This is a genomic window from Salinicola sp. JS01 (assembly GCF_030284585.1).
Classification (GTDB): Bacteria; Pseudomonadota; Gammaproteobacteria; order Pseudomonadales; family Halomonadaceae; genus Salinicola.
Genome location: NZ_CP127244.1, coordinates 2,141,911 through 2,156,548, shown reverse-complemented (window position 1 = coordinate 2,156,548; position 14,638 = coordinate 2,141,911). Strand labels below are relative to the sequence as shown.

The window sequence follows — 14,638 nt, the reverse complement described above, 5'->3', positions numbered from 1 at the left end:
GTGGCGCGGGTGGGGCGGGGCGGCGAGGTTTCACTCCGCAAGAGACGACACATGAACCGTAACAGCGATTGGATGCAGCGCGACCTGGCCAGCCTCTGGCACCCGTGCACACAGATGAAGGACCACGAAACGCTGCCGGTGATACCGATTCGGCGCGGCAAGGGGGTGTGGCTGGAGGATTTCGAGGGCCAGCGCTATCTCGATATCGTCAGCTCCTGGTGGGTCAACGTCTTCGGCCACGCCAACCCGCGCATCAATGCGCGGATCAAGGCGCAGCTCGACGAGCTGGAGCACGTGATTCTCTCCGGCTTCACCCATCAGCCGGTGATCGAGCTCTCCGAACGCCTGGGGCGGCTCGCGCCCGCCGGGTTGGGGCACTGCTTCTATGCCGACAACGGCTCCTCGGCGATCGAAGTGGCGCTCAAGATGAGCTACCACTATTGGCGCAATGTCGGGAAGCCGCAGAAGCGGCGCTTTCTGACCATCACCAACGGCTATCACGGCGAGACCCTGGGGGCGCTGGCGGTGGGGGATGTGGCGCTCTACACCGACACCTACCGCTCGCTGCTGCTGGACGTGATCAAGGTGCCTGCACCGGACGGCTTCGGGCTCCCCAGAGAACAGTGGGTCGAGCAGGCCCGGGCGCGCTTCGCCGAGATGGAAAAGGCGCTGGCGCGCCACGCCGACGAACTGGCGGCGGTGATCGTCGAGCCGCTGATCCAGTGCGCCGGCGGCATGCGCATGTACCCGCCGGAGTATCTCACCTGGCTGCGCGAGGCCTGCGACCGCCATGGCGTGCAGCTGATCTTCGATGAGATCGCGGTCGGCTTCGGGCGTACCGGGACGCTCTTCGCCTGCGAGCAGGCCGGCGTGCGCCCGGATTACCTGTGTCTCTCCAAGGCGCTGACCGGCGGCTATCTGCCGCTCTCGGTAGTGATGACCACCGACGAGATCTACGCCGCCTTCTACGACGACTACGAGACGCTCAAGGCGTTCCTGCACTCCCACAGCTACACCGGCAACCCGCTCGCCTGCGCGGCGGCCCTGGCCACCCTGGATATTTTCGAGCACGACGACGTGATCGCCGCCAACCGCCACAAGGCGGCACTGATGGGGCGCCTGGCCGAGCCGCTGCGCGACCACCCGCACGTCGGCGACGTACGCCAGACCGGCATGGTGCTGGCGATCGAGATGGTCAAGGAGAAATCCAGCCTCACCCCCTACGACTTCCGCGAGCGGCGCGGGCTTCGGGTTTTCCGCCACGCCATCTCCCGCGGTGTGATGCTGCGCCCGCTGGGCAACGTGATCTACTGGATGCCGCCCTACGTGATCAGTGACGAAGAGCTGGAACTAGTGGCCGAGGTCACGCGGGAAGGGCTCAAGATCGCCACCGCCGACGCCTGACGCCCTCCAGCACCCCTCGGTGGCCCGAGGGGTGCTCTCTCACCATTACCACCAATACCGCCATTCGACTGCGATGCCCGCGAAGGGCAAAGCCAGCAATCCCGCCATCGTCGCCCAATACAGGGCTTCGCCACCTGTAGGAGCGAGCTTGCTCGCGAAGAGCAAAGCCACCAACCCCGCCAACGCCGCCCAGCACAGGATTTCGCCACGTGTAGGAGCGAGCTTGCTCGCGAAGAGCGAAGCCACCAACCCCGCCAACGCCGCCCATAGCGGAGGCCATCACCCTGATCCTGTGTTGCGAGGTTATCGATGCAGGTGACGTGATCCAGCATTCGCGAGCAAAGCTCGCTCCTACAGCAGACACTATCCGACGCTGGTGGGTCTGGAGAAGGCAATACCACGAACCCCGCCACCGCCGCCCATAGGGGAGGCCATCACCCTGATCTTGTGCTGTGAGGTTATTGCTGCAGGTGACGTGATCCAGCATTCGCGAGCGAAGCTCGCTCCTACAGCAGACACTATCCGACGCCGGTGGATCTGGAGAAGGCGATACCACCAACCTCGCCAACGCCGCCCAATACAGGATTTCGCCACCTGTAGGAGCGAGCTTGCTCGCGAAGAGCGAAGCCACCAACCTCGCCAACGCCGCCCATAGGGGAGGCCATCACCCTGATCTTGTGCTGTGAGGTTATCGCTGCAGGTGACGTGATCCAGCATTCGCGAGCAAAGCTCGCTCCTACAGCAGAAACTATCCGACGCCGGTGGATCTGGAGAAGGCGATACCACCAACCCCGCCACCGCCGCCCAATACAGGGCTTCGCCACCTGTAGGAGCGAGCTTGCTCGCGAAGAGCGATACCACCAACCTCGCCAACGCCGCCCATATGGGAGGCCATCACCCTGATCTTGTGCTGTGAGGTTATCGCTTCAGGTGACGTGCTCCAGCATTCGCGAGCAAAGCTCGCTCCTACAGCAGAAACTATCCGACGCCGGTGGATCTGGAGAAGGCGATACCACCAACCCCGCCAACGCCGCCCAGTACAGGATTTCGCCACCTGTAGGAGCGAGCTTGCTCGCGAAGAGCGAAGCCACCAACCTCTCCACCGCCACCCAATGCGGGTGGTTCATTACGTGGCGTCAAAGAGACACTGCCGGGCGATATCGCGCCGCCGCGTAGGAAATTAACGTCACGACGCTTGAAAATCGGCTAGCTCCTGCTCGACCAAGGTCGTAGAGATATCGTTGCGTTCATGGCTGGTCGGTGTCGCTCGATGCGGCGTGGTTATCCGGGCGCTGTGCTCACAAGGTCATGATAAAACGACTGTTTTAATATGCGCCTCCGCTTATGCGGCGTCAGTCGAGTTTTTTGAAAAGCATTTTCATATCGCTGGATGGGTCGGGGTCATATGTCATACATGACTACAAAAACCGCTGAAACCGGCATTTTTCGGTAAAAGCCTTACCCCTACGCCACCGAAGTACTGATTGTGGGGCTGGGCTCCGAGCTTCCATAGTGACCTTGCCGAACGACGCTAGACGCAGCATTGGTCGAATTAAAACGCGCGTTTTTCGTCGTCACGATTTCGGCAGAGATAGTCACGAAGCCGACGCCCAAAGGAGTACAGCATGTCTATCTACCAGAGTGACCTCGACGCATTGAAGCGATTGTGTCGCGAGCAGGAAGGACGCTGGGACAATATCAATCCCGAATCGGTGGCACGCATGCGGGCACAGAACCGCTTCCGCACCGGGCTGGATATCGCCCGCTACACCGCCTCGATCATGCGCCGCGACATGCGTGAGTACGACCGTGACCCGTCTCGCTACACGCAGTCCCTGGGCTGCTGGCACGGGTTCATCGGTCAGCAGAAGATGATCTCGATCAAGAAGCATCACGGCACTACGCAAGGGCGCTACCTCTACCTCTCCGGGTGGATGATCGCGGCTCTGCGCTCGGAATTCGGCCCCTTGCCGGATCAGTCGATGCATGAAAAGACCGCCGTGCCGGCGCTGATCGAAGAGCTTTACACCTTCCTGCGTCAGGCCGATGCGCGGGAACTCACGCACCTTTTCCGTGAACTGGATCAGGCACGCAAGCAGGGCAACGAGGTCGCCGCTCGGGGCGTGCTCGAGAAGATCGATAACTTCGAAACCCACGTGGTGCCGATCATTGCCGATATCGATGCCGGCTTCGGCAACGAGGAGGCCACCTACCTGCTGGCCAAGAAGATGATCGAAGCCGGTGCCTGCTGCATCCAGCTCGAGAATCAGGTTTCCGACGCCAAGCAGTGCGGGCATCAGGATGGCAAGGTCACCGTGCCGCACGAGGACTTCGTCGCCAAGATCAACGCCGTGCGCCACGCCTTCCTGGAGCTGGGGGTGGATGAGGGGGTGATCGTCGCGCGGACCGACTCGCTGGGCGCCGGTCTGACCCAGAAGCTGCCGGTGAGCAAGGAGCCGGGCGATCTGGCCCATCAGTACAACAGCTTCCTCTACACCGTGCCGATCTGCAGCGCCGACGATCTCGACGAAGGCGATAGCGTGATCAAGCTCGACGGCGACCTGCGCAAGCCGCTGCGGCTGGCCAATGGCCTCTACCGCTTCCGCTCGGACACCGGCGAAGATCGGGTCGTGCTGGACTGCATCAACGCGCTGCAGAACGGGGCGGACCTTCTGTGGATCGAGACCGAGAAGCCGCACATTGGCCAGATCGCCGGCATGGTCGACCGGATACGTGCGGTGGTGCCGGATGCCAAGCTGGTCTACAACAATTCGCCGTCGTTCAACTGGACGCTCAACTTCCGCCAGCAGGTCTTCGACCGCTGGGAGAGCGAAGGCCGGGATCTCTCTGCCTACGATCGCGCCCAGCTGATGAGCGCCGAGTACGACGACTCCGAGCTGGCGGCTGAAGCCGACCGCTGGGTGCAGAACTTCCAGCGCGATGCTTCCCGGGAGGCCGGTGTGTTCCATCATCTGATCACACTGCCGACCTACCACACGGCAGCGCTCTCCACCGATGAATTGGCCCAGGGCTATTTCGGCGAAGCGGGCATGCTCGCTTACGTGGCCGGGGTGCAGCGCCAGGAGATCCGTCGCGGCATGGCGTCGGTCAAGCATCAGGACATGGCCGGCTCCAATATCGGCGACGACCATAAGGAGTACTTCTCCGGCGCCGCTGCACTCAAGGCTGGTGGTACGCACAATACCATGAACCAGTTCGGCTGAGACTGGCTGCCCGCCAAGACACCGCGTGATCCGCGTTTTACCCTGGCCCCGGCGATCCCGGGGCTGGTTTTTTCTCGTCTACCGCCCGCCTCGATGACCGCCATTTTTTGAAGACGCACGTTTTTTCGAAGACGCACCTTTTTGCGAAGACGAATGCTTCAACTTCTTCATACTCGCGATGACGGCAGCTCTCCCTCGCGATCATGGATATCGAAAATGGTTCCTGATCGCGGCCCTACTGCGCGCTAGATTGCCCCGAAACGACAGCGGGTCGGCGGGGGCAACATGTTCGGTTTCGTGGACCATATCGATGCCGGTGGCGTGGCCGGCTGGTGTGTCGGCAGGGGAACCCAGCCGCTGCCGGGAAGAGGGCGCTGGGCATCCCGCGTGGTGGTAATTTCGGTCAATGATGTCGATCGCTTCAGCGCCTTCTGCCAGGACCCTAGGCCAGACGTGGTACGCGCCGGGGCCGCGCGTGACCCCCACGTGGGCTTTCGCGCGCCGCTGGCGCTGAAGCCGGGCGATCTGGTGCGCGTGCGCTTCGGTCTCGGCGGCCACATGCTGCAGAACGGCGTGGCGGTGATCGGCGATGAGCCGTTGCGCGGTCGCGCCAACGACTCGGGCTTCATGCCGCTGAGGCCCTATGGCGGGCTGGATGCCTATCGCCAGCTGCTCGAGCCGCTGCGTGCCCGGTTCAAGATCGAGGCCTTCCGCCCGCTGTTCGGTCAGACCGGTAAACTGGCCGCCATGGCGCTGCAGACGCCCGAAGGGCGCACGGTGGTGCCCATGGGCATGCCTGCGGCACGCGCCCGGCGCCAGGCGTATCTCTACCGTGAGCTATTGGCACCTCATCGGGTCGCTTGCCCGGCGCTCTCGCTGCGGGTCGATGCCGCGGGCGGTGTCCTGCTGTGTGCCGATTATGTCGCCGGCATCACCCTGGACAAGCACGGGCTGACCGACACGCGGGCCATGCGTACGACCATCGAGTGGGCCAAGCGCCTCAACGACCTGATGCCGAGCCCGGCGCTGGTCGCGCAATTGCGCGAACGTAATCACGCCGACCGCCTGATCGCGCGTAGCTGGCGCCAGCTGCTGGTGGGGCGGCGGGGCGGCGATCTGCGGCTGATCCTGGCCATGCTGTGGAGCGCCGGCGGGCTGCCGCGGGTCTTCTCCCATGGTGACCTGCACCGGGAGAATGTCATCGTCGACGCGAGCAGCGGGCGGCCACTGCTGATCGACTGGGACAACGCCGGCCTGCTCCCGCTCGGTGCCGATCTGGCGCGACTACTGCTCGGTGTGCCGCCACGCCAGGCCGAAGCCTGGATCGGCGGCTCGCGGCAGCTACGCCTGGGTTGGGTCACCTTCACGTATCTCTCCCTGGCCCTGCGCAAGGCCGACTTCATCGGCAGTGCGGACGCCAGCTACCTGGCCCAACGCTTCCAGCAGCTTTCACGCCCAACGGCCGCGTCCCAGTCCTCGCCGTAGTCAGAAGCGGCCCGCTGTAGGAGCGAGCTTGCTCGCGAAGGGCGCGGCACCAACCGAAGACATCGTCACCTGCAGGAGTGAGCTTGCTCGCGAAGGGCGCGGCACCAACCGCAGAGATCATCACCTGTAGGAGCGAGCTTGCTCGCGAAGGGCGTGCCACCAACCGCAGAGATCATCACCTGTAGGAGCGAGCTTGCTCGCGAAGGGCGCGCCACCAGCCACAGAGATCATCACCTGTAGGAGCGAGCTTGCTCGCGAAGGGCGCGCCACAAACCGCAGAGATCGCCACCTGCACACGAAGGGGCCACGGCCTTGGTCTCATGCCGTGGGGGTATCTTTGAAGGCGGCATGGTCCTCCATTCGCGAGCGGAGCTCGCTCCCACAGCAGACACGACCTCGCCATCGTGGATAGTGAAGAGGGCAATGCCACCATCCCCAGTCACCATCATCCACCATAGGCACCGGCCACCTGTAGGAGCGAGCTTGCTCGCGAAGGGCGTGCCACCAACCGCAGACATCATCACCTGTAGGAGCGAGCTTGCTCGCGAAGGGCGCGGCACCAACCGCAGAGATCGCCACCTGCACACGAAGGGGCCATGACCTTGGTCTCATGCCGCGTGGGGGATCTTTGAAAGCGGCATGACCCCCCATTCGCGAGCGGAGCTCGCTCCTACAGCAGACACGATCTCGCCATCGTGGATAGTGAAGAGGGCAATGCCACCATCCCCAGTCACCATCATCCACCATAGGCACCGGCCACCTGTAGGAGCGAGCTTGCTCGCGAAGGGCGTGCCACCAACCGCAGACATCGTCACCTGTAGGAGCGAGCTTGCTCGCGAAGGGCGCGCCACTAGCCGAAGACATCGCCAACTGCACATGGAGCGGCCATGACCTTGGTCTCATGCCGCGTGGGGGATCTTTGAAAGCGGCATGACCCCCCATTCGCGAGCGGAGCTCGCTCCTACAGCAGACACGACCTCGCCATCGTGGATAGTTAAGAGGGCAATGACACCATCCCCAGTCACCATCATCCACCATAGGCGCCGGCCACCTGTAGGAGCGAGCTTGCTCGCGAAGGGCGCGCCACCAGCCACAGAGATCATCACCTGTAGGAGCGAGCTTGCTCGCGAAGGATAAAGCCTCTAACGGCGGAAATCGCCACCAGCGGCGGAAGCGTCTAAAGCCATGCGGCGTCCCAGAGCGGATAGTCCGCTAGGCTTCGCGTGAGACCCGCCCTCAGGGGATTGGCGACGATATAGCGCGCCACATCACGCAGGTCCTCCTCGCGGCGCAGGGCGCGTTCGTGATAACCGGCTTGCCATACCTGCCCACGTCGACCCAGATGTCGGTTGATCTCTCTGGCGCTACGCGATTTGACCCGCTGCAGAAGCCGGGAAAGATCCCCTTGTTCCAACTGCAGCAGCCAGTGCCAGTGATCGGGCATGATCACCCAGCACAGCGAGGTGGCCCGACCCTGACATTGGGCCAGATAGATTTCGCGTGCCAGCGTCTGCCCGGCAGCGAAATCATGGAACCAAGCTTGGCGCTGGCAGGTGACCACGGTCACCGAGTAAATCCTGCCGATCTCGGAATGCCGGCCTCGGCGCAGATGCGAGGTGTGATAGCGCTCCATGAGCCTCTCCTGGCTGATTGATGGCGGCTGTCTACCTCTACATCGGCAGATGGACCCTGTAACCGAGATACTGGGGCAAAACAGTAACATGAAGATTACCAGCGACTGTCGCGATTCGCGGACAGTTGCAAGACAAATCCTGACGTTTTATTCACCTTTCGTAGAGCACTTTACGTAGCGTTATCACACTTGTGTGCCTAGAATCGCGGTTCTGTCGACACGTGAAATCGATTCATTGAAATCGGCATAACGTCATAACTCAAAGGCGTTAATCGAGCGATTTAGGCGTAAAATTCACGCCGTGAATTTCGGCATCGATAACGGTAAGGAGGAAGAGTTGGCATGGGTATCGATGCCTGGTTGAGCATTGCGGCTGTGGTGGCGGTCCTGGGCACACTGGTCTTCACGCGCATTGCGCCGGACGCCATTCTGGTCGGCGCCATGGCGTTTCTGATCTTCACCGATGTGCTCACGCCGCAGCAGGCGCTGGCGGGCTTCGCCAATACCGGGGTGATGACCATCGCCGCGCTCTACGTGGTGGCGGCAGCGCTCAAGGAGACCGGGGCGATCAAGTGGATCGCCAGCCTGCTGCTCGGCCAGCCGAGCACGCTGCGCCGGGCACAATGGCGGGTGATGTTGCCGGCATCGGTGCTGAGCGCCTTCATGAACAACACCACCGTGGTGGCGATGTTCATTCCCGCGATCCAGGACTGGTCCGGTCGCCTGCGCCTGCCACCTTCCAAACTGCTGCTGCCGCTCAGCTATATCTCCATTCTCGGCGGGACCTGCACCCTGATCGGCACCAGCACCAATCTGGTGGTCGATGGCCTGCTGCAGAGCCGCCACGGCATCTCGCTGGGCATGTTCGAACTCACCTGGGTAGGTCTGCCGATCCTGATCGTGGGGGGCGGCTTCATCCTGCTGTTCGCCGGCTGGCTGCTGCCCCAGCGCGATGGCACCAGCTCGCAGCTCGACCAGATCCGCGAGTATAGCGTCGAGGTCGACGTACAGGCCGGCGGGCCGCTGGTGGGCAAGAGTATTGCCGAGGCGGGGCTGCGCAATCTGCAGTTCGGCTATCTCACCGATATTCAGCGTGGCGACGAGCTGATGGCTGCGGTGCCGCCAGAAACCAAGCTGCAGGCAGACGACACCCTGATCTTCGTCGGCGCGCCTGAATGTGCCCGTGAACTGCGCGAAGTGCGCGGCCTGGTACCCACCAACGGCAACGTGCAGAAGCTGGAGATCGCTCACCATCGGCGCTGTCTGGTCGAGGCGGTGATCAGCCCCGATTTCACCGCGATTGGCCAGAGCGTGCGCGAATCGCGTTTCCGCTCGCGCTTCCAGGCGGTGATTCTCTCCATCTCCCGCCACGGGCGGCGGTTGGAAGGCAAGCTGGGTGACGTCGAGTTCCAGGTCGGCGACACCCTGCTGCTGGAGACCGGGCAGCAGTTCGTCGAGCAGTACCGCTACCGTAAGGATTTCCTGCTGGTCAGCCAGCTCAACGACTCCACGCCGCCCAACTTCCAGAAGGCGCCGCTCTCGCTGGGTATTCTCGGGGTCATGGTGCTGCTCAGCGCTACCAACCTGACCTCGATTCTCGAAGCGGCCTTTCTCGCCGCCGGCGCCATGCTGGTGAGCGGCTGCCTGACCATGGGCAAGGCGCGCCGCTATATCGATCTTTCCGTGCTGATCGTGATCGCCGCATCGTTCTCGCTGGGTACCGCGATGAGCGAGTCCGGCGCTGCGCGGGCCATCGCCGAGCAGGTGGTGGGGCAGATCCATACGCCCTGGCTGGCGCTGCTCTTCGTCTATGTGATGACGGTGCTGTTCACCGAGATGATCACCAACAACGCCGCTGCGGTGCTGATGTTCCCCATCGCCATGGCGGTCTCCGACCAGCTCGGAGTCGACTTCATGCCATTCGTCATCGCCGTCACCATTGCCGCCTCGGCCAGCTTCATGACCGCGCTGGGCTACCAGACCAACCTGATGGTGATGGGCCCTGGCGGCTATCGCATGCACGACTACCTCAAGCTCGGCGTGCCGCTCAGCCTGATCGTCGGTCTGGTCAGCGTTACCCTGATACCGCTGATCTGGCATTTCTAGTACCAGCAGTTGGTGGCATGCGCATGTCGCGCTTGCACGAAAGCCAAGTTTGTTCCCTTGCGGGTGGCTTGTTTGCCGCTTTGAACGCTGGGCTAGGCAGTAGCATGAGCGCAAGATGCCGATACCTGCGTGAGCGGGGCGGCGCGTGGCGAAGCGGCCCGAGGTAAAGATGGATGTTCAATGATTCTGTGATCCTGGTCACTGGCGGTACCGGCTCCTTCGGTCACAAGTTCCTGCACATGGTGCTGAGCCAGTACAACCCCCGCAAGGTCATCGTCTATTCGCGTGACGAGATGAAGCAGTGGGAGATGGCCAAGCTGTTCGCGGGTGACGAGCGGGTGCGCTTCTTCATCGGTGATGTCAGAGACCGGGACCGCATTTATCGCGCTCTGGACGGCGTGGACTACGTCGTCCACGCGGCCGCCACCAAGATCGTGCCCACTGCCGAGTACAACCCCTTCGAGTGCGTCAAGACGAACGTCCTGGGCGCCATGAACCTGATCGATGCCTGTATCGACAAGGGAGTGAAGCGGGTGGTGGCGCTCTCCACGGACAAGGCGAGCAGCCCGGTCAACCTCTACGGTGCGACCAAGCTGACCTCCGACAAGCTGTTCGTCGCGGGCAACTCTTATGCCGGCGGTCACGAGACGCGCTTCTCCGTGGTGCGCTACGGTAATGTCATGGGCTCCCGCGGCTCGGTCATCCCGTTTTTTCTCTCGATGCGCGACAAGGGCGTGTTGCCGATCACCGACCCGCGCATGACTCGCTTCATGATCTCGCTGGAAGAGGGCGTCGAGCTGGTCTGGCACGCCTTCGCGGATATGGAGGGCGGCGAGATCTACGTCAAGAAGATCCCTTCGATGAAGGTGACCGATCTGGCACGTGTCGTGGCCCCCGAGGCTCGCCAGGAGATCGTCGGCATCCGCCCTGGCGAAAAGCTGCACGAGCAGATGATCGGTGAAGAGGATGCGCTGCACACCTACGAGTACCCTGACCACTACAAGATCCTGCCCGCAATCAACAAGTGGGATCAGGATGTGAACCGGATCAAGGGGGGAACCCGAGTGGCAGAAGACTTCAACTACTCGAGCCACAATAACGCCGAGTGGATGAGCGACGCGCAGCTGCAGGCGTGGATCGAGCGCAACTGGGACAAGATCGGAGCCATCTGATGATTCCTTACGGCCGGCAGGCGATCGAGCAGGCGGATATCGATGCCGTTCTCTCGGTGCTGCAGTCGGACTTTCTGACCCAGGGGCCGCAGGTGCCGATGTTCGAGCGCACGCTAGCCGACCATGTGGGCGCCCGGCACGCGCTGGCGGTCAATAGCGCCACCTCGGCGCTGCATATTGCCTGTCTGGCGCTGGGCCTAGGTGAAGACGATTGGCTCTGGACCAGCCCGGTGACCTTCGTCGCGTCGGCCAACTGCGGCCGTTACTGCGGTGCCAGTGTCGATTTCGTCGATATCGACCCCAGAACCTACAACCTCTGCCCCAGGGCGCTGGAGGCCAAGCTGCTCGACGCAGAACGCCATGGGCGCTTGCCCAAGGTGGTGGTCGCCGTACATCTGTGCGGCCAGCCCTGCGAGATGCAGGCGATCCATGCGCTGGGCAAGCGCTTCGGCTTCCGGATCATCGAAGACGCCTCACACGCGGTTGGCGGCAAGTATCAGGGGGAGTTCATCGGCAGCGGTCGCTATAGCGATATCACCATCTTCAGCTTTCATCCGGTCAAGATCATTACCACCGCCGAAGGCGGCATGGCGCTGACCAACGATGACAGCCTTGCCGAGAAAATGGCGCTGCTGCGCAGCCACGGGATTACGCGTGATCCGGCTGCCATGACCCATGAAGCCGACGGGCCCTGGTACTACCAGCAGATCGCGCTGGGTTTCAACTACCGCATGACCGAGCTGCAAGCCGCGCTGGGTGTCTCCCAGTCTAAGCGGCTAGATCACTACGTGGCCGAGCGGCATCGTCTGGCTGCGCGCTATGACGCTGCGCTGGCCGAGTTGCCGGTGGTGACACCCTGGCAGCATCCGGATAGCTACTCCGGGCGCCATCTCTATGTCATCCGGCTCGAGCTGGCGAGGATCTCGGCCTCTCACTGCGAGGTGTTCGAGGCACTGCGCGCGCGAGGTGTCGGTGTCAATCTGCACTATATCCCGGTGCATACCCAGCCCTATTACCGCGCACTTGGGTTTGGCGACGGGGATTTTCCGCAGGCGGAGCGCTATTACGCCGAAGCGATCAGTCTGCCGCTGTTCCCTGATCTGAGTGAGTCGCAGCAGGACGAGGTGATTCGTGCGCTGTCCGAGGTGCTGGTGTGACGCGCCTGGCGGTAATCCCCGCGCGGGGCGGTAGCAAGCGGATTCCGCGCAAGAATATCAAGGCCTTCTGTGGCAAACCGATGATTGCCTGGTCCATCCAGGCGGCGCTGGCGAGCCGCTGTTTCGATCGCGTTATCGTCTCGACCGACGATGACGAGATCGCTGCGGTGGCCAGGGCGTGGGGGGCGCAGACGCCCTTCATGCGCCCAGCGGCGCTAGCGGATGATCATACCGGTACGGTGCCGGTCATTGCCCACGCCATCACGGAGATTCAGCAGGCGGGCGTCTCTCTTGAGGCGGTCTGCTGCCTCTACGCCACGGCGCCCTTTGTTGCTGCCGATGACCTGATCGCGGGGCGCGATTGCCTCGAGGGCGAGGATGTCGACTATGCCTTCTCGGTGACCAGCTACGCCTTCCCGATTCAGCGGGCGCTACGCATGACACTCGAAGGGCGGGTTGCAATGTTCGAGCCGCAACATCTCAACACCCGTTCCCAGGACCTGGAAGAGGCGTGGCACGACGCCGGCCAGTTCTACTGGGGCCGCCCGGAGGCCTGGCTGACGGGTCGGCCGCTGTTCTCGGCGCGTGCGGTGCCGGTCAAGCTGCCGCGCCATCGAGTGCAGGATATCGATACGCCAGAAGATTGGCAGCGCGCCGAATGGCTATTCAAGGCCTGGCAGGCGTCATCGGGAGAGAGTGCCTGATGGCATGCGTGGCTTTTCGCGTCGATGCCTCGCTGGAGATCGGTACCGGCCACGTTATGCGTTGCCTGACGCTGGCGACCGCGCTGCGCGAGCGCCACGCGGCGCGATGCTGTTTCCTGTGTCGCGAGCTTCCCGGTCATCTGATCGCGCGTATCGAAGCCGAGGAGTTCGAGGTATTGCGGCTAGTGGCCCCCGCGGCTGCGGAGACATCTCACTCGGGCCAAGGCGCCGGTGAGCCCGCCCATGCAGCCTGGCTGGGCGTCGACTGGTCGCAGGACGCCCGCGAGAGCGCAGACCTGCTCGCGTCGCTCGCCCCGGACTGGCTGGTGGTGGATCACTATGCGCTTGATGCGCGCTGGGAGTCGGCGGTGCGTCCGTCGGGCACGCGGCTGCTCGTCATCGATGATCTCGCCGATCGTGAGCACATCGCCGATTTGCTGCTGGATCAGAACCTGGGCAGGCTGGCAAAGGATTACGCTGGGCTGGTGCCGGCAAACTGCCAGCTGATGATCGGACCGGATTACGCACTGCTGCGCCCGGAGTTCGCCGAGTGGCGTCGGCCCAGTCTGGATAGGCGTGATAGCCGGCCGGGGCTGTCACAGCTGCTGATCAGCCTGGGCGGCGTAGACAAGGACAATGTCACCGCTGAGGTGTTGCAGGCTTTGCGCGATATCGAGCTGCCGCGAACCTGCCGTATCACGGTCGTGATGGGCGCCACCGCGCCTTGGATCGAGGTGGTGAAGCGTGTGGCGGACACCCTCGAACAGCCCACCGAGGTCGTCACCAACGTCAGCGACATGGCGCGACGCATGGCCGAGGCCGATCTGGCGATCGGCGCCGCCGGTAGTACCTCGTGGGAGCGCTGCTGCCTGGGCCTGCCGACCTTGATGCTGGTACTGGCGGAGAATCAACGCTTTATCTCGGACATGCTGGATCGATCCGGCGCCGCTGTGGCCATTTCTCTGCGAGAGGAGAGCGGTAAAGTCTCGTTGAATGACGCTATCCGCCGCTGTCTATCCGTGCCCGGATACCTCGCTGAGATGTCCGCAAAGGCCGCTTCGATTGGCGATGGGTTGGGCGCTCAGCGCCTGGGGAGGTTGATGCATGAACAGTAGGTCTATAACCGTGCTGGTCGACAATGAGTCGTGGATCACACCCTACGCCATGAGACTGGTCGATGGTCTCACGGAGAGAGGCTTTGACGCGGCCTTCTCTGAAAGTATCGAGACCGTTCGACCAGGCTGGATCAACTTCATGCTCGGCTGCACAAAGCTCGTCGGTGAACAGGTGTTGCAGAGAAACCAGCACAACCTGGTCGTGCATGAGAGTCACCTACCTCAAGGCCGCGGCTTTGCGCCCATGACCTGGCAGATATTGGAAGGTAGGAACCGTATCCCCGTCTGCCTGATCGAAGCCGTGTCAGCACCCGATGCCGGCGATATCTGGATCGAAGACGTCATCGAACTGAACGGCAACGAACTATGCGCGGAGTGGCGGGCACGGCAGGGCGAAAAGACGCTCGAGATGTGTCTTGGGTTCGTGGATCGATACGACGAGCTGGTGCCGCGCCAGCAGCAGGGCGAGCCCTCCTGGTACCCTCGCCGCGGCCCCGGCGACAGTCGACTGGATATCGATAGATCACTGCGCGAGCAGTTCGATCTGCTGAGAGTGGTCGATAACGAGCGATACCCGGCTTACTTCGAGATCGAGGGGCAGATCTACACGCTGCAGATCCATAAGGCAGAGGGGTAAC

At 62.8% G+C, this 14,638-nt stretch carries 10 protein-coding genes; 9 read left to right on the top strand and 1 reads right to left on the bottom strand.

Annotation, left to right across the window (positions count from 1 at the left end; translation table 11 throughout):
* Positions 1-51 precede the first annotated feature (51 nt).
* From QO259_RS09775 to QO259_RS09765, 3 genes are all read left to right on the top strand, one after another.
* Positions 52-1,404, top strand: coding sequence for an adenosylmethionine--8-amino-7-oxononanoate transaminase (locus tag QO259_RS09775; RefSeq protein WP_285952650.1), 1,353 nt, complete (start codon positions 52-54; stop codon positions 1,402-1,404).
* Between the two features lie 1,625 nt (positions 1,405-3,029).
* On the top strand, positions 3,030-4,628 hold the full coding sequence (locus QO259_RS09770; RefSeq protein ID WP_285952649.1) for an isocitrate lyase: 1,599 nt from the start codon (positions 3,030-3,032) through the stop codon (positions 4,626-4,628).
* Between the two features lie 285 nt (positions 4,629-4,913).
* Entirely contained in the window at positions 4,914-6,113 is a 1,200-nt protein-coding gene (locus tag QO259_RS09765) for an aminoglycoside phosphotransferase family protein (RefSeq protein ID WP_285952648.1), read from the top strand.
* Between the two features lie 1,177 nt (positions 6,114-7,290).
* Here QO259_RS09765 and QO259_RS09760 read toward each other — a convergent pair.
* Positions 7,291-7,746: an REP-associated tyrosine transposase gene (locus QO259_RS09760; RefSeq protein ID WP_207030738.1), complete on the bottom strand. Its 456-nt coding sequence runs from the start codon at positions 7,744-7,746 to the stop codon at positions 7,291-7,293.
* A gap of 342 nt (positions 7,747-8,088) precedes the next feature.
* On the opposite strand from QO259_RS09760, the gene QO259_RS09755 reads away from it, so the two are divergent.
* The 6 genes from QO259_RS09755 (at position 8,089) to QO259_RS09730 (ending at position 14,637) form a co-directional block, all read left to right on the top strand.
* Entirely contained in the window at positions 8,089-9,852 is a 1,764-nt protein-coding gene (locus tag QO259_RS09755) for an SLC13 family permease (protein ID WP_285952647.1), read from the top strand.
* Positions 9,853-10,025: 173 nt separating this feature from the next.
* The gene (gene pseB / locus QO259_RS09750) at positions 10,026-11,024 is read left to right on the top strand and encodes a UDP-N-acetylglucosamine 4,6-dehydratase (inverting) (RefSeq protein ID WP_285952646.1); all 999 of its coding nucleotides are present in this window, start codon (positions 10,026-10,028) and stop codon (positions 11,022-11,024) included.
* Complete coding sequence (gene pseC, locus QO259_RS09745) at positions 11,024-12,181, top strand: UDP-4-amino-4,6-dideoxy-N-acetyl-beta-L-altrosamine transaminase (protein WP_285952645.1); 1,158 nt, start codon at positions 11,024-11,026, stop codon at positions 12,179-12,181. The genes pseB and pseC overlap by 1 nt, the downstream gene beginning before the upstream one ends.
* Positions 12,178-12,885: a pseudaminic acid cytidylyltransferase gene (pseF, locus tag QO259_RS09740; RefSeq protein ID WP_285952644.1), complete on the top strand. Its 708-nt coding sequence runs from the start codon at positions 12,178-12,180 to the stop codon at positions 12,883-12,885. Before pseC ends, pseF begins: the two co-directional genes overlap by 4 nt.
* On the top strand, positions 12,825-14,000 hold the full coding sequence (gene pseG / locus QO259_RS09735) for a UDP-2,4-diacetamido-2,4,6-trideoxy-beta-L-altropyranose hydrolase (RefSeq protein ID WP_285952643.1): 1,176 nt from the start codon (positions 12,825-12,827) through the stop codon (positions 13,998-14,000). The genes pseF and pseG overlap by 61 nt, the downstream gene beginning before the upstream one ends.
* Positions 13,990-14,637, top strand: a complete 648-nt coding sequence (locus QO259_RS09730; protein WP_285952642.1) for a formyl transferase — start codon at positions 13,990-13,992, stop codon at positions 14,635-14,637. The genes pseG and QO259_RS09730 overlap by 11 nt, the downstream gene beginning before the upstream one ends.
* Position 14,638 lies beyond the last annotated feature (1 nt).